Source organism: Burkholderia sp. Ed8 (assembly GCF_040761425.1).
Lineage (GTDB): Bacteria > Pseudomonadota > Gammaproteobacteria > Burkholderiales > Burkholderiaceae > Burkholderia > Burkholderia seminalis.
This window is the reverse complement of the sequence record NZ_CP142886.1, coordinates 2086226-2105251: the sequence shown is the minus strand read 5'-3', so window position 1 is coordinate 2105251 and position 19026 is coordinate 2086226. Positions and strand designations below refer to the sequence as shown.

The 19026-nt window shown below is 65.7% G+C and carries 16 protein-coding genes; 8 read left to right on the top strand and 8 right to left on the bottom strand.

Features of this window, described 5'->3' with window-relative positions; all coding sequences use genetic code 11:
* Nucleotide 1: 1 nt before the first annotated feature.
* Genes ureE through ureG form a run of 3 tightly spaced genes read left to right on the top strand, consistent with a single transcriptional unit; the run spans nt 2 to nt 1949 of the window.
* Nucleotides 2–619, top strand: a complete 618-nt coding sequence (ureE, locus tag VXM69_RS23630) for an urease accessory protein UreE (RefSeq protein WP_367189310.1) — start codon at nt 2–4, stop codon at nt 617–619.
* Nucleotides 606–1286 (top strand): urease accessory protein UreF, encoded by a 681-nt coding sequence (locus tag VXM69_RS23625; RefSeq protein ID WP_059557197.1) that lies wholly within the window; start codon nt 606–608, stop codon nt 1284–1286. The genes ureE and VXM69_RS23625 overlap by 14 nt, the downstream gene beginning before the upstream one ends.
* A gap of 15 nt (nt 1287–1301) precedes the next feature.
* Complete coding sequence (gene ureG / locus VXM69_RS23620) at nt 1302–1949, top strand: urease accessory protein UreG (protein WP_034187291.1); 648 nt, start codon at nt 1302–1304, stop codon at nt 1947–1949.
* A gap of 81 nt (nt 1950–2030) precedes the next feature.
* Here the strand turns inward: ureG and waaA are convergent, their stop codons facing one another.
* From waaA to VXM69_RS23600, 4 genes are all read right to left on the bottom strand, one after another.
* Nucleotides 2031–3389: a lipid IV(A) 3-deoxy-D-manno-octulosonic acid transferase gene (gene waaA / locus VXM69_RS23615; protein ID WP_367189309.1), complete on the bottom strand. Its 1359-nt coding sequence runs from the start codon at nt 3387–3389 to the stop codon at nt 2031–2033.
* A 37-nt stretch (nt 3390–3426) separates the two neighbouring features.
* Entirely contained in the window at nt 3427–4311 is an 885-nt protein-coding gene (locus VXM69_RS23610) for a Kdo hydroxylase family protein (protein WP_059557203.1), read from the bottom strand.
* A 24-nt stretch (nt 4312–4335) separates the two neighbouring features.
* Nucleotides 4336–5331 (bottom strand): lipopolysaccharide heptosyltransferase I, encoded by a 996-nt coding sequence (gene waaC, locus VXM69_RS23605; protein ID WP_034187288.1) that lies wholly within the window; start codon nt 5329–5331, stop codon nt 4336–4338.
* A 174-nt stretch (nt 5332–5505) separates the two neighbouring features.
* Complete coding sequence (locus VXM69_RS23600; protein WP_049030306.1) at nt 5506–6900, bottom strand: phosphomannomutase/phosphoglucomutase; 1395 nt, start codon at nt 6898–6900, stop codon at nt 5506–5508.
* 255 nt (nt 6901–7155) lie between these two features.
* Between VXM69_RS23600 and VXM69_RS23595 the strand changes: the two genes are divergently transcribed.
* The 5 genes from VXM69_RS23595 to VXM69_RS23575 are packed head-to-tail and all read left to right on the top strand — an operon-like array spanning nt 7156 to nt 12584.
* Entirely contained in the window at nt 7156–8412 is a 1257-nt protein-coding gene (locus VXM69_RS23595) for an oligosaccharide flippase family protein (protein WP_301740590.1), read from the top strand.
* Nucleotides 8409–9233 (top strand): glycosyltransferase, encoded by an 825-nt coding sequence (locus tag VXM69_RS23590; RefSeq protein WP_069706992.1) that lies wholly within the window; start codon nt 8409–8411, stop codon nt 9231–9233. Before VXM69_RS23595 ends, VXM69_RS23590 begins: the two co-directional genes overlap by 4 nt.
* A 42-nt stretch (nt 9234–9275) precedes the next feature.
* A complete protein-coding gene (locus VXM69_RS23585) occupies nt 9276–10412 on the top strand; it encodes a glycosyltransferase family 4 protein (RefSeq protein WP_069706991.1) in 1137 nt (378 codons plus the stop codon).
* A 15-nt stretch (nt 10413–10427) separates the two neighbouring features.
* Nucleotides 10428–11450: a UDP-glucose 4-epimerase GalE gene (galE, locus tag VXM69_RS23580; protein ID WP_034187283.1), complete on the top strand. Its 1023-nt coding sequence runs from the start codon at nt 10428–10430 to the stop codon at nt 11448–11450.
* Between the two features lie 27 nt (nt 11451–11477).
* Nucleotides 11478–12584, top strand: coding sequence for a glycosyltransferase (locus VXM69_RS23575; RefSeq protein WP_367189307.1), 1107 nt, complete (start codon nt 11478–11480; stop codon nt 12582–12584).
* Nucleotides 12585–12790: 206 nt separating this feature from the next.
* Here the strand turns inward: VXM69_RS23575 and VXM69_RS23570 are convergent, their stop codons facing one another.
* From VXM69_RS23570 to VXM69_RS23555, 4 genes are all read right to left on the bottom strand, one after another.
* Nucleotides 12791–14887 (bottom strand): acyltransferase family protein, encoded by a 2097-nt coding sequence (locus VXM69_RS23570; protein WP_367189306.1) that lies wholly within the window; start codon nt 14885–14887, stop codon nt 12791–12793.
* A 198-nt stretch (nt 14888–15085) separates the two neighbouring features.
* Entirely contained in the window at nt 15086–17014 is a 1929-nt protein-coding gene (locus VXM69_RS23565; RefSeq protein WP_367190206.1) for a polysaccharide biosynthesis protein, read from the bottom strand.
* Nucleotides 17015–17031: 17 nt separating this feature from the next.
* Nucleotides 17032–18051, bottom strand: a complete 1020-nt coding sequence (locus tag VXM69_RS23560) for a glycosyltransferase family 4 protein (RefSeq protein WP_367189305.1) — start codon at nt 18049–18051, stop codon at nt 17032–17034.
* A 4-nt stretch (nt 18052–18055) separates the two neighbouring features.
* Nucleotides 18056–19006 (bottom strand): NAD-dependent epimerase/dehydratase family protein, encoded by a 951-nt coding sequence (locus VXM69_RS23555; RefSeq protein ID WP_367189304.1) that lies wholly within the window; start codon nt 19004–19006, stop codon nt 18056–18058.
* Nucleotides 19007–19026 lie beyond the last annotated feature (20 nt).

Here is a 19026-nt window from a genome sequence, read left to right as displayed (position 1 = left end):
CATGCGCACCCTCGACAAACGCATTGCCCCGAACGTGAAACTCGCCGCGTCGCTCGTCGCGCGCGCGCCGACGCTCACGCTCGCCTATGACGCCCGCTGCAAGAGCCGCCTCGCGGCGACGCTCGACACCGGCGAGGACGTCGCGGTCCTGCTGCCGCGCGGCACGGTGCTGCGCGACGGCGACGTGCTCGTCGCCGACGACGGCGCACTCGTGCGCATCGCCGCCGCCCCCGAGACCGTGCTGCTCGTACGCGCGGCCGATCCGCTCACGTTGATGCGCGCCGCGTATCACCTCGGCAACCGCCACACGCCGGTCGAGATCGGCGACGGTTACCTGAAGCTCGAAGCCGACCCGGTGCTCGCCGACATGCTGCGCCGGCTCGGCACGCAGGTCGAGGAGACGCAGGTGCCGTTCCAGCCGGAAGCCGGCGCGTACGGCGGCGGCCACAAGCACGGGCACGACGCGACGTTCGCCGAGGACTACGCGCTCGCGCAGCAGGTATTCGGCGAACACCACGGGCACTCGCACGATCACGATCACGATCACGATCACGATCACGATCACGATCATCAGCATGGTCCCGGATGCACGCACGGCCACGGCCATGACCACCACTGAACTCGTCGCGCTGCTGCACCTCGCGTCGCCGGCGCTGCCGATCGGCGCGTACAGCTATTCGCAGGGCCTCGAAGCGGCACTCGACGCAAACCTGATCCGCGACGCCGATTCCGCGCGCGACTGGATCGCCAGCGGCCTGACCGACGTGCTCGCGCACGGCGAGTTGCCGTTCCTCGCGCACCAGCTCGCGCGCTGGCAGGCGCACGACACGCGCGCGCTCGCCGCCGAAAACGCGTGGTTCGTCGCGAGCCGCGAATCGGCGGAACTGCGCCGCGAAACCGAACAGATGGGCTGGTCGCTCGCGCAGCTGTGCGCATCGCTCGAATGGGGCGATGCCGCGCGCCGCGCGACGCTGGCGTCGCTGTCGCCGGTCGCGCTGCCGACCGCGTTCGCCTACGCAGCCGCCACGCACGACGCCAGCGCCGACGCGACGCTCGCCGCATATGCATTCGGCTGGGTCGAGAACCAGACGTCCGCCGCGCTGAAGGCCGTGCCGCTCGGCCAGCTCGCCGGACAACGCATCATCGTCGCGCTGCGCGGCGCGATCGACGCGGCCGTGCGCCGGGCGCTCGCGACGCCGCCCGACGCCATCAACACGTTCGCGCCGCAGCTCGGCATCCTGTCCGCGCGGCACGAGACCCAGTACTCGCGGTTGTTCCGCTCCTGACCCCCTCGCCAGACCATGAACGCACCTGCTCCCTCCTCCGCCCGCCGCACGAAGAAACTGCCGCCGCTGCGCGTCGGCATCGGCGGCCCCGTCGGCTCCGGCAAGACCACGCTGCTCGAAATGCTGTGCAAGGCGATGCGCGAGCGCTACGACCTCGTCGCGATCACCAACGACATCTACACGAAGGAAGACCAGCGGCTGCTGACGGTGGCCGGCGCACTGCCCGAGGAGCGCATCATGGGCGTCGAGACGGGCGGCTGCCCGCATACGGCGATCCGCGAAGATGCGTCGATCAACCTCGAGGCCGTCGACCGGATGCTGGCGCGCTTTCCCGACGCCGACATCGTGTTCATCGAATCGGGCGGCGACAACCTCGCGGCAACCTTCAGCCCCGAACTGTCCGATCTGACGATCTACGTGATCGACGTCGCGGGCGGCGAGAAGATTCCGCGCAAGGGCGGTCCCGGCATCACGAAATCCGACCTGCTCGTGATCAACAAGACCGACCTCGCGCCGCTGGTCGGCGCGAACCTCGACGTGATGGCGTCCGACACGCGGAAGATGCGCGGCGAACGGCCTTATGTGATGACGAACCTGAAGGCGCTCGAAGGCGTCGCGGACGTGATCGCGTTCATCGAGAAGAAGGGTTTGCTGACGGTCTGAGCAGCGTCGCGGCGACACTCGACGCCGCCACGCGCACCGGGGCGGCCTTGCGCCGCCCTTCGTCGATTCGTCCCACTCGTTCTATTCGTCGTCCGACGTGCCCGGCGCGTCCTGCGGCGTGCGCGCGCCGCGCTCGGCGGGCGGCAGCAGCGCCGCGAGCACGTCGACCGTACGCGCCGTCGCGCCGCGGTGACGCGACGCGAAAGCCGCGCCGGCCGCGCCCATCGCGACGCGCCGCGCCTTGTCGGCGAACAGCGCATCGAGCACGTGCGCGAGATCGAGCGGATCCGCGACCTGCATCGCCGCACCGGCCGCGACCGCGTCGGCGGTCGCCTGCGTGAAGTTGAACACGTGCGGCCCGATCAGCACCGGCACGCCCACCGCGCACGCTTCGATCAGGTTCTGGCCGCCGAGCGGCAGCAGGCTGCCGCCGATGAACGCGATATCGGCGGCCGCGTAATACGCGCCGAGTTCGCCCATCGAATCGCCGAGCAGGACCGTCACGTCGCCCGGCAGCGGTTCGGCAGCCGGCCGGCCGGCCGCGAGCGCGGCCGCGTCCGCCGCCCAGACGGAACGCCGTACACATTTGAGCCCGCTGCGCGCGACGAGCGCCTCGACCTCGGCGAAACGCTGCGGATGACGCGGCACGAGCACCAGCAGCGCGTCGGGCGTACGCATTTCCGCGAACGCCTGCAGCACCAGCGCCTCTTCGTTCTCGCGCGTGCTCGCGGCGACCCACACGGGCCGCGCGCCGACCGCATCGCGCCACGCATGGCCGCGTGCAGCCAGTTCCGGCGGCGTCGTCATGTCGAACTTCAGGTTGCCGAGCACCGTCACGTTGCGCGCGCCGAGCGACGTCAGCCGCTCCGCGTCGGCCGGACTCTGCGCGAGCACGCGCGAGAAGCCGCCGAACACATCGCGCGTCGCCGCGCCGAACTTCGCCGCCCGCCGGAACGAGCGCGCGGACATCCGCGCATTGGTCAGCACGAGCGGCACGTCCGCGCGGCGGCACTCGTCGATCAGCGTCGGCCACACCTCGGTTTCCATCACGAGGCCGAGCGTCGGCCGCCACGCGCGCAGGAAGCGCCGCACCGCGCCCGGCATGTCGTACGGCAGGTAGCAGCGCAGCACGCGATCGCCGAAGATCTGTTCGCCGGTCGCGCGGCCGCTCGGCGTCATGTGCGTGAGCAGGATGCGCGCATCGGGGCGCGCATGCATCAGCGCGTCGATCAACGGCTGCGCGGCACGCGTCTCGCCGACCGACACCGCATGTACCCAGATCAGCGGCGCGCGGTCGTCGCGCAAGCGGCCCGCAACGTGACCGAAGCGTTCGCCGATATGCTCGCGATAACCGCGCTCCTTGCGCGAGCGCACGTAGAGCCGGATGACCGCGGCCGGCGCGACGAGCCACCACAGCGCGCGATAGATCACCCTCAGCATGCGGCGGCCCTCGTGTTGCGTCGAAGCAGGTGCGCGCTCAAACCAGCGCCCTGCCCGTCAGGCGTTCGAGAATGCCGAGCGGCGCGCATTCGCGGCGGACCATCGCGTCGACCGGCAGGAAGAACGTCTGTTCGAGCATGAACTGGCCGGACATCACAGCGTGCGAAGTCTGATCGGAGAAACATATCCACACGCAACCCGGCGGAAACGGCATCGTCTCCTGCGGGCTCGTCTTCTGGTAGTCGAGATCGGCCTTCATGCTGTCGTGCAGGTTCAGCATCAGGTGGTCGTATGCGCTGCGCGGCGACTTCGTCACGTGCAGCAGGTTCAGCAGCCACGCGGCGCCCGGCAGTTGCGGCCTGATCGACGGCAGGAAGCGCTTCGCGACGTCCTCGAACGGCTCGCCGACGCGCCAGACGCGCGGCACGCCGGCCGGGTTCACGTTCGTGAACACGCGCAGGATGCGCTCGCCGTAGTTCGGCCGCGACGGGAACGCGTCGACGTGCAGCCGGCTGTCGTCCTTGCGCCACGACGTCTGGCGCGTCTCGACCTGCATCAGCCGCAGGCTGGTCGGCGCGACGCGCAGCTTGCCGCGGTATTCCGGAAAGAGGCCGTCGACGAGCGTGCCGGCCTGCTGCTGGAAGCGCGCGACGAGCGCGCGCACGGCCGACTGCGTGACGCTGTCGCCGAGCACGCCGGCGAGCGTGCCGCCGTTCGGCGCGAGGCTGATGTTCTTGCGTTTCGGATCGGCGAGCGCCGGATCGAGCAGCGCTTCCTCGCCGCCTTCGATCGCGAAGCGCAGGTGCGGGAAATACAGCACCTTGCCTTCCTCGACCGCGGCCAGCAGCTGCTCGCGCGGCGCCGACAGGTTGTGCCCGCTCCAGTCGGCGGACGGGACTTCGATGATCTGGGATTCGCTCATGATCGGTTCGCGTGTGGGACAGCGTTACAGGAGACCGAAGCCCGCGAGCGCCGACTTCACCTGCGCGATCGACGGGGGCTGCCCCGCCGTGCCGAGATTGACGACGTTCGGCGACCAGTAGCCGCCGGTCCGCCAGGCCGTCGCGAAATTGTACAGTTCGACCGTCGGACGCTTCAGCGCGGCCGCGATGTGAACCAGACCTGTATCAACCCCGACGGTCGCGGCCGCGCCGTCGATCAGACCGACCACGGCCGGCAGCGACAGTTTCGGCGGCACGATCGCAGCATCGCCGAATTCCTTCGCGAGCCGCTCGCTGGTCGCGCGTTCCGCGTCGTTGCCCCACGGCAGCACGAGCGACGCGCCGCGCCGCACGAGCGCCTGGCCGAGCTCGATCCACGCGGCGTCCGGCCACTGCTTGTCGGCACGCGACGTCGCATGGACGAACACCACGTACGGCACCGGCAGGTTCAGGCCGAGCGCGGCCACCGCGAGCGCCGCCGCGCGCGTGTCGAGGCCGAAGTCGACCGGATCGGCCGGCGTCGGCGCGGGGTCGTTCAGCGCCGCCGCGACGAGTTGCCGCGACCGCTCGACGACGTGCGTACGCGGCGCGATCGGCACGCGCTTCGCATAGAAGAAGCGCACCGGCCATTCGTAGCCGGCGCCATCGGTGCGGTTGCCGAGCCCGACCAGCGGGCCGCGCGCCCAGCTCGCGACCCAGGCCGTCTTGATGAGGCCCTGGCAGTCGATCACGAGATCGTACTGCTCGGCCGCGAGACGCTTGCGGAATGCGCGGATCTCGCGCCACGTGGCGCCCGAGAACGGTTTCTTGCGCCAGCGGCGCAGCGAGAACGGCAGCACGTTGCGCACGCCGTCGACGAGCCGCACGAGGTCGACGAAGCTTTCCTCGACGAGCCAGTCGATCTGCGCGTCGGGGTGGCGGCGCCGGATATCGGCGATCACCGGCATGTTGTGCACGACGTCGCCCAGCGACGACACGCGCACGATCAGGATCTTTTGCACGCTGAAAAAACGCCGGCTGGCAGCCGGCGACAGGCATAAAGGGGGGATTTTATCTCGCCCGGCGGGGCGGACAGACAAAAAGCGGCGCACGCCCGTGACGTGCGCCGCTTTTCGGGAGAATCGCGGCCGACGAAGCTGCCGCGGCACCGCGGGCGGCCCGCAGGCCGCCGGCGCTCAGAACGGCAGCTTGACGTCCGGCTTCGCGGCCGTCAGCACACGGCGGAAGTCTTCCTGGATCCGCTTGAGCCCTTCCTGCGTCTCGGCTTCGAAGCGCATCACGACGACCGGCGTCGTGTTCGACGAACGCGCGAGACCGAAGCCGTCCGGGTACTCGACGCGCAGGCCGTCGATCGTCACGACTTCCTCGGCACCGTCGAACTTCGCCTCTTTCTGCAGCTTGTCGATCAGGCTGAAGTTCTCGCCTTCGTCGAGCCAGAGCTGCAGTTCGGGCGTGCTCATCGCGTCCGGCAGCGCATTGAGCAGCGCGCTCGGGTCGGCCGTCTTCGCGACGATCTCGAGCAGGCGCGCGCCCGTGTAGAGACCGTCGTCGAAGCCGTACCAGCGATCCTTGAAGAACACGTGGCCGCTCATTTCGCCGGCGAGCGGCGCGCCCGTCTCGCGCAGCTTCGCCTTCACGAGCGAGTGGCCCGTCTTCCACATCAGCGGCTCGCCGCCCTTCGACTTGATCCACTGCGCGAGGTGACGCGTGCACTTCACGTCGTAGATGATCTGCGCGCCCGGGTTGCGCGACAGCACTTCTTCCGCGAACAGCATCAGCTGGCGGTCCGGATAGATGATCTGGCCGTCCTTCGTGACGACGCCCAGGCGGTCGCCGTCGCCGTCGAACGCGAAGCCGAGTTCGGCATCGGTGTCCTTCAGCGCCTGGATCACGTCCTGCAGGTTTTCCGGGTGCGCGGGATCGGGGTGGTGGTTCGGGAACGTGCCGTCGATGTCGGTGAAACGTTCGACGAGTTCGCAGCCGAGCGCCTTGAACAGGCGCGTCGCGAGCGGGCCCGCGACGCCGTTGCCGGCGTCGACGACCAGCTTCAGCGGCCGCGCGAGCTTCACGTCGCCGACGATGCGCGCGATGTACTGATCGGCGACGTCGACTTCCTCATACGTGCCGCTGCCCGTCTCGAAGCGCTCGTCGACGATGCGGCGGTACAACGCCTGGATCTGCTCGCCGTAGATCGCGGCGCCGCGCAGCACCATCTTGAAACCGTTGTAGTCGGGCGGGTTGTGGCTGCCCGTGACGACGATGCACGAATCGACGCGGCGCTCGCCGCCCTTCAGCGCCAGCGGCACGTTTGCCGCGAAATAGCCGACCGGCGTCGGCACCATGCCGACGTCGACGACATCGACACCGGCCGCACGCAGGCCATCGGCGAGCGCGCCGACGAGCTCCGGCCCGGACAGGCGGCCGTCGCGCGCGACGACGACCGCGTCGCCGCCCTGCGCACGCACTTCGCTGCCGAATGCGCGGCCGATCCCGCGCGCCGTATCGACGTCGAGTGTCTTGCCGACCACGCCACGGATGTCATATGCCTTGAAGATGGATTGGGAGATCATCGATTCTCTTCTCTCTCAGTTGCGTGCATGGAAAATTGTCTGGCTTGGCTGGCCGCCTCTCGCCGGTGCCGCGCATGATACATGCGGCCCCGCAAAACAAGGAACGGAACGGCTGGAGCGGTCGCGATCCCACTTATAATCGCGGGTTTCGATGACGCGCATACCGCCCATTTTAATGCCTAGCCGTCCCGCCGCCGCCAATCCGCAGCCTTCGGGCGCCCTGCCGGCCGCCCCGCACGCGCGCCGCCGCGCCGCATGCTGAAGCGCTTCGGCAACCCGGACGTCGCGAAAGCCGTCGCGAACCTCGTCTGGCTGGGGCTCGAACGGCTCACGCAGATCGGCGTCGCGATCGCGATCAGCGGCCTGCTGGCCCGTTATTTCGGGCCAGATGTGTTCGGCAAATGGCAGTATGCGAATACGCTTCTCCTGGTACTCGCGCCGCTCACCTGGGTGTGCGGCGCGGAAATCCTCGTCCCGACCATCGTCCAGCGCCCGCCCGCCCAGCTCGGCGCGGTGCTCGGCAGCGCGTTCGCGCTGCGCATCTCCGTATCGGTCGCCGCGCTCGCCGCGACCTGGATCGCGATCGCCGCGGGCGCGTTCGACCCGCTGGTCGGTGCGATGCTCACGGGTCTCGCCGTCACGATGGTGTTCCGCGAACCGTTCGTCGGCGTGATCAACGCGTGGCTGCAAAGCATGACCTACAGCAAGCCGCAGCTCGTCACCAGCATGGTCACGGCGCTCGCGAAGGCGCTGCTCGTGTGGCTGCTGGTCCGCGCGGCCGCCGGCCCCGCCCGCTTCGCGTGGCTGTGGGCGCTCGAGGCCGCCGCGATCGGCTTCGCGCTGCTGCTGTACTACCGGCATCGTAACGGCGGCGCGCTCGGCTGGACGTTCGATAAACCGCTGTTCAGGCACTTTGCGACGGCCGGCACCGTGTTCTGGCTCGGCCTGATCTGCATGTACCTGTTCCTGAAACTCGACCGCCTGATGCTCGAGCGTCACGTGTCGTTCGCCGATCTTGGCCGCTATTCGGCCGCGCAGCAGCTCAACGAAAACTGGATCACGCTCGCGCTGATGCTCGCGCAGACCATCGCGCCCGCGTTCGTCTACCGCGTGCAGGACGTCGCGCGGCTGCGCCGCAACATCGTCCGCCTGATCGCGATGACGGCCGGCCTGATGACGGCCGGCGCGCTCGTGCTCGACGCGGCCGCCCCGCTGATCGTCGGCAAGGTGTTCGGCCACGGCTACGAGGCATCGGTCGACATCTTCCGCTGGGCCGTCTGGCTGTCCGTGCCGGCCGGCATCGAGGCGATAGGCAATCTTATCGTTCTCAAATATCAAGCAAAATTCGTGTTGCTGTCGAAATGGCTGCTCGCGCTGGCGATCGCCGCGGTCGTCAACCTGTTCGCGATCCCGCGGCTCGGCCTGTACGGCGCGCTCGTCGGGCTGGCGGCCGGCTATCTGGCCGCGGCCGCCGTCAACTTTTATTACATCCGTTTCAAGCTGCGAACATGACGTCCCCTGATTGCCCGCCCCCGCTCGACGACGTGGCCGTGCTGATGCCGGCCTACAACGGGCACGACGACGTCGTCCGGACCCTTGCGTCGTTTCGCGAGGATGTGCCCGTGCACGTGCTGGTCGTCGACGACGGCAGCACGCCGCCGATCGTCGCGCCCGACCTGCCGGGCCTCGCGATCGAGGTGCTGCGCATGCCGCGGAACGGCGGCATCGAGCGCGCGCTCGCGGCCGGCATCGACGCGCTCGCGGCGCGCGGCTTCCGCTATGCGGCCCGCATCGACGCGGGCGACCTGGCCGTGCCGCAGCGCCTCGCGAAGCAGCGTGCGTATCTCGGCGCCCACCCGAACGTGGCCTGCGTCGGCATGTGGACGCAGGTCGTGTCGCGCGCCGGCGAACCGCGTTTCATGCTGACGCCGCCCGCCGATCCGCGCACGCTGCGCCGCACGCGCTTCCTGCGCTCGCCGCTCGTGCATCCTTCGGTGATGCTGCGCATCGACGCCGTGCGGGAAGTGGGCAACTATCGCGAGAAATACCGCGCGGCCGAGGATCTCGATCTTTTTTTACGGTTAATGCAACGCTACGATTGCGCGAACCTGCCGGAACTCGGCCTGTATTACGAACTGAACGAGGGCGGGATCAGTGCGACCAAGCGCCGGCGCCAGCTGGTGTCGACGCTCACGCTGCTGCTGAGCCATTTCAACGCGCTGAACCCGTACGACTGGGCCGGCCTCGCCAAGAACCTGCTGCATTTCGTGACGCCGTACCGGACGTTGCAGCGGATCAAGCAGACGCTGTTCGCCGCGCGGCCGTCCGCCTGACGCCGATCCGGCATTTACGACGCTTTATTTTTTTCTTTTTTCATGTCCGCCACTTCCCCGCTGCGCATCGCGCTCGTCTGCAACACGGCCTGGGCGATCTACACGTATCGCCACGGGCTGATCCGTGCGCTCGTCGCGCGCGGCGCCGAGGTCGTCGTGATCGCGCCGCACGACCGCACGGTGCCGTTGCTCGAGCAGATGGGCTGCCGCTACGTGAAGCTCGCGGTCGCGTCGAAAGGCACGAGCCCGCGCGAGGATCTCGGCACGCTCGCGGCGCTGGTGCGCCACTACCGCGCGCTCAAGCCCGATCTCGTGTTCCATTACACGATCAAGCCGAACATCTACGGGTCGGTCGCCGCGTGGCTCGCGCGCGTGCCGTCGATCGCGGTGACGACCGGGCTCGGCTACGTCTTCATCCAGAAAAGCCGCGCGGCGAGCGTCGCGAAGCGCCTGTACCGGTTCGCGTTCCGCTTCCCGCGTGAAGTGTGGTTCCTGAACCGCGACGACCTCGCGACCTTCACCGACGAGCAGTTGCTCGCGCATCCCGAGCGCGCGCGGCTGCTGCACGGCGAAGGCGTCGATCTCGAGCAGTTCGCGCCCGTGCCGCTGCCCGCCGGCGACGCGCCCGTCTTCATCCTGATCGGCCGGCTGCTGTGGGACAAGGGCGTGCGCGAATACGTGGAAGCCGCGCGCATCGTGCGCGGCCGCTTCCCGAACGCGCGCTTCCAGCTGCTCGGGCCGCTCGGCGTCGACAATCCGAGCGCAATCGGGCGCGCGGACGTCGACGCATGGGTCGGCGAAGGCATCGTCGAATATCTCGGCGAGGCGCACGATGTCCGCCCGCATATCGCGGCGGCCGACTGCGTCGTGCTGCCGTCGTACCGCGAAGGCGTGCCGCGCACGCTGATGGAAGCATCGGCGATGGGCCGCCCGATCGTCGCGACCGACGTGCCGGGCTGCCGCGACGTCGTCGCCGACGGCGAAACCGGCTTCCTGTGCCGCGTGCGCGACAGCGCAAGCCTCGCGGAGCAACTGCTCCGCATGATCGAACTCGGAACGGCCGGGCGCGACGCGATGGGCGCGCGCGGCCGGCGGAAAGTCACGGCGGAATTCGACGAGCAGCAGGTCGTCGAACGCTACCGGCAGACCATTCGTTCGTTGACCGGCATCACTCTCTGAAGGAGCGCATCAGCAATGACCGCTAAAGGCACCATCCTCGTTACCGGCGGCGCGGGCTATATCGGCTCGCACACGGCCGTCGAGCTGCTCGACAACGGCTACGATGTCGTGATCGTCGACAACCTCGTCAACAGCAAGGCCGAGTCCGTGCGCCGCATCGAGCGGATTACCGGCAAGACGCCCGCGTTCCATCAGGTCGACGTGTGCGACGAAGCCGCGCTCGCGAAGGTGTTCGACGCGCACCCGATCACCGGCACGATCCATTTCGCGGCGCTCAAGGCCGTCGGCGAATCGGTCGCGAAGCCGCTCGAGTACTACCAGAACAACATCGGCGGGTTGCTGGCGGTGCTCAAGGTCATGCGCGAGCGCAACGTCAGGCAGTTCGTGTTCAGCTCGTCCGCGACCGTGTACGGCGTGCCCGAGCGCTCGCCGATCGACGAATCGTTCCCGCTGTCGGCGACGAACCCGTACGGCCAGTCGAAGCTGATCGCCGAGCAGATCCTGCGCGACCTCGAGGTGTCCGATCCTTCGTGGCGGATCGCGACGCTGCGCTACTTCAACCCGGTCGGTGCGCACGCAAGCGGGCTGATCGGCGAGGATCCGGCCGGCATCCCGAACAACCTGATGCCGTATGTCGCGCAGGTCGCGGTCGGCAAGCTGGAGAAGCTGCGCGTGTTCGGCTCCGACTATGCGACGCCGGACGGCACCGGCGTGCGCGACTACATCCACGTCGTCGATCTCGCGAAAGGACACATCGCCGCGCTCGACGCGCTCGCGAAGCGCGACGCGAGCTTTGTCGTGAACCTCGGCACCGGCCAGGGCTACAGCGTGCTGGAAGTCGTGCGTGCGTTCGAGAAGGCATCGGGCCGCCCGGTGCCGTATGAACTCGTCGCGCGCCGCCCGGGCGACATCGCCGAGTGCTACGCGAATCCGCAGGCCGCGGCCGACATCATCGGCTGGCGCGCGACGCTCGGGATCGAGGACATGTGTGCCGACCACTGGCGATGGCAGGAGGGGAACCCGCGCGGTTTTGTATAATCCGCTGTCCATTTTCCGAGCGATCCCATGCTCAGCTTCGCATCCGGCTTCATCGTCTCCCTGCTCGTCACGCTGTTCATCGTGCGCTACGCGCACCTTCACGAGAAATTCTCGATCGACAGCGATCTGGCCGGCGTGCAGAAATTCCACGTGCGGCCCGTGCCGCGAGTGGGGGGCATCGGGATCCTCGCCGGGGTCGTCGTGGCCGCGCTGATCCTGTCGCGGCGCTATCCGACGATCGCGGGCAGCATTCTCGGCATCGCGGCCTGCGGGCTGCCGGCGTTCCTGTCCGGCCTCGTCGAGGATCTGACCAAACGCGTGTCGCCGCGCGCGCGGCTGCTCTGCACGATGGGCGCGGCCGCGCTGGCGTTCTGGCTGCTGGGCATCGCGGTCAAGCGCATCAGCGTGCCGCCGCTCGACTTCCTGCTCGGCTACGTGGCCATCTCGGCGTTCATCACGGTGCTCGCGGTCGCGGCGCTCGCGAACGCGATCAACATCATCGACGGCTTCAACGGCCTCGCGTCGATGGTCAGCTTCATGATGTTCGCGTCGCTTGCGTACGTCGCGTTCCACGTCAACGACCCGGTCGTGATGTCCGCGTCGATCATCATGATGGGTGCGGTGCTCGGCTTCTTCCTGTGGAATTTTCCTGCCGGGCTGATCTTCCTCGGCGACGGCGGCGCGTATTTCATCGGCTTCATGCTCGCCGAACTCGCGATCATGCTCGTGATGCGCAACCGCGAGGTGTCCGCGTGGTACCCGGTGCTGCTGTTCATGTACCCGATCTTCGAGACCTGCTTCTCGATCTACCGGAAGAAGTTCATCCGCGGGATGTCGCCGGGGATTCCGGACGGCGTGCATCTGCACATGCTGGTGTACAAGCGGCTGATGCGCTGGGCCGTCGGGACGAAGCACGCGCACGACCTGACGCGGCGGAATTCGCTCACGTCGCCGTATCTGTGGCTGCTGTGCCTCGTCGCGGTGATTCCCGCGACGCTGTTCTGGCGACACACGCTGCACCTGTTCGTTTTCGTCGTGCTGTTCGCACTGACCTACGTGTGGCTTTATCTCAGCATCGTGCGGTTTCGCGCGCCGCGGTGGATGGTGGTGAGGAAAACGCGACGACGGAATTGACGCAGTCTGCGACGAATCGCACGTCACGCCATGAGGTGCATCCCTCAACGAATCCATTCATGGTCCCGGACATGAAACCATGCTCGTGCGGCGCTTCAAATAGTGCTTCCCGCATGTTTCAACGCCGCGCCTCTTCAATCCTCAACACATCCGTCTTCACTAGATAATTCGCAACACGCAGCAATCCTCTCACCGACCGGTAAGCATCAGTGCGACGAACCCGACGATTTGTCGACTGGTATCGGCTGACCGACGAAAGCCGCGAATGATGGCAGCAATAGCATGTTGGAAAAATAACTCAGGTGGTCTCCGTCAAAGAGCAACGGCTTCCCGTCGCGAAAGGCATGGCACTCACTGTCCGGACACAACACGGGCATCGGATCCCAAACTGATATACCCGGAACGGACTGAGCCATGCTGCCATATGACGCGAGAATAGGGGCGCGAAGCTCCTCTAACAACGATTTAGAAATCGACATGCCTTTCGCGCAAATCGGGTTACTGCGATTGAACGGGTCCGAACATCGATAGGGGATGCTTTCAAGCATCGGTGTCGGCGCCTCGAATATCACACGGGCGCCGCGCCCCACCAATCCACGAAGTACTGGAATCGCTGCCTCTACTGCTTGATCTCGCCCCTTCTGGGCGGCTTGGCTGAACATGTTGCCCCTCGCCGCGCCCACACCGAATACCGCCCACTGATCGACCATGCGAGGAAGCCGCAGCGATGCGAGAAACACGACGTCGCCCGATTTGATCCGGGACATCACGTCGGCAATGGCTGCATCACCGAACTTCTTGCAAGTGTCGTCTCGACCAGGTACCCAAGCCTGCAAACTGATGAACGGGCAACCGCCTACGTTATACGCATACACTGTCGCCCCCGTGCGAACGACAAACTGCTTCATCAGGCCGGAATACGCCATCGCGTGAGAATCCCCGAGCACGAACACCGTATGCGGAAACGTCGAAGGCGCATCACAACCGCTTCTTTCGTGCACGAACACAAGTCCGCCGTCAAAACTGCGCGAAGAAGAAGCGACGCCGCATCCGCTTGGGGTACGTATCACGCTCGGGCCTTCGGGATACCAAAGATCCATGTGACGCGTCACCGTGCTGAGTGAAATGGCCGGCTGATTCGCCGCAATGGCCGCGGAAGCCACATAGCCGAAAGCCACGAGCGCGAGTCCCGCTGCAATCATGACAGCCTTTCGGGCCGCACGCGCCATGCGCCGCGGTGGCTGCTCCACGAATCGATACGACAATACGGAAAACGCAGCCGTAAGAGCAAGCGCAGCGGCCTGCCAGCTATGCGATTCCAGACCGACGGTCCACCGGAAGAGCACGAATACCGGCCAATGCCACAAGTACAGGGAATAGGAAATCGTGCCGATAAATCTGAAAGGCTTCCATGTCAGCAACGCATACGCAATGCCGCCGCGGCGACCGTGCAAAACACCGATCATGACGGCTGTGCCCACGACGGGCAAAACACACGCAGGAAATGGTGCCCCGTCGGGTCGAGCACGCACGAGGCCGACGACGAGCATCAGTAGTCCCAAGTCTGCCAGGATGGAAAATATTCGACTCGATGAACTCGCCGCATTGAATGAGTGTCCGCGTGCGTGCATGAACTGAAATAGCAGAACCCCTGCGCCAAGTTCCCAGAACCGGGACCACGTCATGTAAAACGCTCTCGTTTCGTCGACTTTGCTCAACCAAATCGAACAGATGACTGACGCGACAAGGGCAATCGAAAACATGCTGATCGAAAGGGTCCGCTTGCCTCGAAGCCATGGAACGAATAACCAGGGAAATACCAGGTAAAACTGTTCCTCCACCGCGAGCGACCACGTATGGGTAAACGGATTGAATTCCGCGATTGGGGAAAAATAGTTACCCGTATTGGAAGACAGAACAAAGTTCGACAGGCCCAGAAACGCGAACAACCCCGTCTTCTGGTTCGACGACGATAGCCACGCTTCCGGTATGAACAAGGCCGAGGCGAAAAACGTTACCAGCAGCATACCTACGAGCGCGGGAGTGATCCGGACCAGGCGCCGCGCATAAAAGTACGCAAGGAAGCGATGCAGCTTGATCGGACCAAGGTCGCTCACCGACATCGCTACAACGAATCCCGAGATCACGAAGAAGACATCAACGCCGGCAAATCCGCCAGGCAGCCATTTTGCATTCAGGTGATAAGTGACGACCGAGAGGACGGCAATGGCGCGCAAACCGTCGATGTAGTTCGCGTGAAAGGGCTTCTTTTCCATTTTGAGATCGGTATGACGATCGGCCATAGTCCTTCCTGCGGCGGATCGGGGTGTTGCTATGGATCGAGTGGCCGCTCTACGTTCGCCGCAACTCCCGCTCGCCACCAACCGAGTCGGCACGTAATGGTGCGTACGCCATGCTCGAGGGGTCGCTGTCGCGGGAGTCGTGAGTGGAGCAGGAGGCCGTCACAGTGCGGACAACGGCAGTTCTCCTGCTACGGCTCGCTACCGAAAGCGAACGAGATCGGCACCAGATACCTGGCCGCTCGTTAGCGATCGTTCGTCGCCGCTTGACGTGCCTCGCGTCGGGACGCTCTGCAAGAGCGGCACCGCCGCCGACTGGTATTCCGGCACCCAACGTCGCAAATCACGCCGCACTTCGTCGTCGCTCAGCACGCGATACTGCATCAGCCATGGCAGCAGTTCATCAAGCAGATGGTCAGGCACTTCACGCGCACGCGCGATTCGCAGTTTCGGGTGTGGCGTGCGCGTCGTCGCTTCGTCGTCCGCTAGCAGTTCTTCGTAAAGCTTTTCGCCTGGACGCAGGCCGGTGAATTCGATCCTGATCTGCTCCTCGGAGAAACCGTAAAGACGGATCAGGTCACGCGCGAGATCGACGATCTTGACCGGCTCACCCATGTCGAGAATGAAAATTTCACCACCGCGCCCCATGCTCGACGCCTGCAGCACGAGCTGCGACGCTTCCGGAATCGTCATGAAGAATCTCGTAATCTCCGGGTGCGTGACCGTCACCGGGCCGCCCTTCGCAATCTGCTGCTGAAACTTGGGAATCACGCTGCCAGCGCTACCCAGCACGTTGCCAAAGCGGACGGTCTCAAATTGGGTGCGCTGACTTGTCTGCTGGAGCGCCTGACACGCCATTTCGGCCAGGCGTTTACTCGCACCCATCACGTTCGTCGGGTTGACTGCCTTGTCGGTAGAAATCAGCACGAAGTGCCGCACATCATGACTGATGGCAGCACGCGCGACCCGATATGTGCCAAGCACGTTGTTGCGCAACGCCTGCCATGCGTTGTGTTCTTCCATCAACGGCACATGCTTGTAGGCGGCAGCATGAAACACGATATGTGGCGCATAGCGTGACATCACTTGATCAAGCAGCAGTGAATCCTTTGCGTCGCCGATGATGGGCACGATGGGCTGATCGGGGAAGCGGTCACGCAATTCCTCCGTGAGCCTGTACATCGCGTATTCGGACAAGTCAAATGCAACGATCTGCGCCGGCGCGAAGCGTAGGATCTGTCGGCAGAGTTCGGATCCGATAGAGCCCCCTGCTCCAGTCACCATCACAACGCGGCCGCGCAAAAGTGCTTCGACGTGAGCCGTGTCGATTGTCACTGCATCGCGCCCGAGCAGGTCTTCGAGATCAATGCTTCGTACTTGGAACAGAAAACCCTGCCCCGGCATCAGCGCGGGCAGCACCATCGCTTTCACGCCGGCTCGCACGCATAGCGTCGCGACGCGGCGTTGCGTTTCGACCGATGCAGAAGGAATCGCGATGATTGCATATTCGACCTTCATTGCATCGGTCCAGCGCTTCAGGTCGTTGATTGCGCCGAGCACCTTGTAGCCGTACACTTCCCGGCCATGCTTGGTAACGTCGTCATCGAGCAAACCAACAAGCCGCCACTCCCCCGAGCGAGACAATTCCCGCGCGAGACTAGCACCCGCCGTGCCGGCACCAAGCACCAGCACGGGTTTACCCAGGCCGACCAGGCCTCCGTAACGGTAGAACTCCTTGGTCGCTCGATAGAGCGCACGCGCCCCTCCCATGATGACGAACAGCAATATGGGAGAAAGCAACAAGACCGAGCGCGGAATGATTGGGTTGGGCTGAAGCATCACGGCCCCGATCATCGTGACGAGACTGCCACCGATGACAGCCTTCGAGATGCGCATCAGGTCGGGCAGGCTCGCGAATACCCAGAGGCCGCGGTACAGGCCGAACATATGGAACATTAGTGCGTAGACGGGCAGCACCCAACCGAGCGCCCTGAATGCCCCGTGCAGGAAGCCCGCCGGGACATATCCGTTGAAACGGACCAGATAGGCGACTAGCCACGAGGCCACGACGGCCAGCAGGTCGAACAGGAAGGCACTGAACGACAGCCATGACGCTTTACGGCGAAACATCGGCGTCACACCTCGATTTACTTTAAAACGGTTGTTTGAAATCTGCGCCAGCGTACATCGATGACGTATCCCAGCATCGCCAGCACGCCATACCACGCCAGCACGATAGCCCATTGGAAAGGCGCCGACAGGCGCAGCGCCCAAGTAGCGGCGATTATGCCTGCTCCCATGACCGCATACCAGCAACATGCCGTACGTGCATGTCCGATCCCGGAGCGCACCATCCGCTGATAGTAATGCTCACGATGCGCTTGCCAGAACTTTTCGCCGTGCAACAAACGTTTCAGCAATGTAACCGATGCATCTGCAATGAACGGCGCGAACAGCAGAGCAGGCAACCAGATCGGCCAGACACCGCTTCCCCATCCATAGAACCCGAATGCCCCCGCAAGAAAGCCAAGTGCAATCGATCCGGCATCGCCAAGAAAAATCCGGGCCGGATGGAAATTGAGCACCAGAAAACCGGCGGCCGCCCCAGCGACCGCTGCCGCGCACAACGCGAGATCGGCTGACGGATGCGGCCCGGTCAGTGCGACGAGCGCGTAGCCGCCAAAGCCGAACACCGCCATCCCGCCGGCTAGCCCGTCCGCGCCGTCCATGAAATTGTAGAGATTGATCAGCCAGACCATCAGGAAGCCGATCCCGACGAGCATCCACCACGGCAGGCCGGCCGGATAAGCCACCAAAAACGCGGAGACCGCGACGACGTGACCGGTGAATCGCACGCGAGCCGGCAGCCCGCGGCGATCGTCGATCTGCGACAGCAGCGCGAGCGCAGCTGCTGCGAGCACGACGACCCGCAGCGACGGCGACGCAAGCCACACCAGTACGCACGCGACCGGCACGACGCCCCAGCCGCCCACCCGTGGCGTTGGGCGCGTATGAAGCGAACGATCGTTCGGCACGTCGGTCGCGAGCAACCATGCCAGCCCCGAGCGCAGCAGGAGTCCCAGGATGCCCGCACTCAAGCAGGCCGAGGCAATTGCACCGATGACTGCGTGCGTCGTCGCATGGGAAAGAAAGGGGTGGATCTGCATAGGCTCAGTGTGTGGTGCGATACCACCGGGCCGTCTCGCGCAATCCGTCCTCGAGGGTGAACGGCGGGAGCCAGCCGAGCACCTCCCGGATGTGCCGCGTGTCGAGCCTCAACTCACCCGCAAGCCGATCGATTTGCGCGGAACGCCCGGTCAACCGCCCGGCGGCATGCAGCCACGCCGCGGGTACCGGGATCAAACGCGGGCGAACATCAAGCGCGGCCGCCATCAACCGGACGAGCTCCGCGACCCCAGGGTCGCGATAGTCCGCCACATGAAAGGTTTCGCCCGCGGCTGCTGCGTCGACGGCACACCGCACGAGCGCGTCGGCCAGATTGTCGACGAAGACGAGGCTACGACGGGCGTCAACGGCGCCAAGCGGTAGCGGCACCCCCTTCGCCACGGCGCCCATCAGGCGCAGGAAGTTCGCGCTCACGCCCGGCCCATAAACCAGCGGCGGCCGCACAATCACGATTTCCATGCCGCTGCGAACGCCGAACTCGCGCAGCGCCTGCTCCGCCTCGAGCTTCGAGCGTCCGTACGGATCTTCCGGGTGTGGTTCATCGCACTCGTCGAGTGGTGCCCGCCCACTGCTGCTCTCGCCGACCGCCTTGACGCTGCTCGCGTAGACGAAACGCCTCGCACCCGCTTGCCGGGCAGCTTGCGCGACACGCAATGCGCCGTCGACATTCGTCCGGCGATAGGCTGCCAGCGGGTTCGCGTCGAGGTCGTCCATCACGTGTACGCGCGCGGCCAGGTGAATCACGGCGTCGCAGCGCAGCCAGTCCGGCCATGCGGCCTCGATACCCGCGAAATCGGCCGCGTCGAATACCCATTCCCGCACGATCGGCTCCGGCTGCGCACGCCTGACGATACCGGCCACGTCATGACCGTATCCGGCAAGCCGCCTCAGCACGGCATGGCCGACGAATCCATTCGCTCCCGTCACTGCAATCATGTGTCGTCCGACATCGCTCG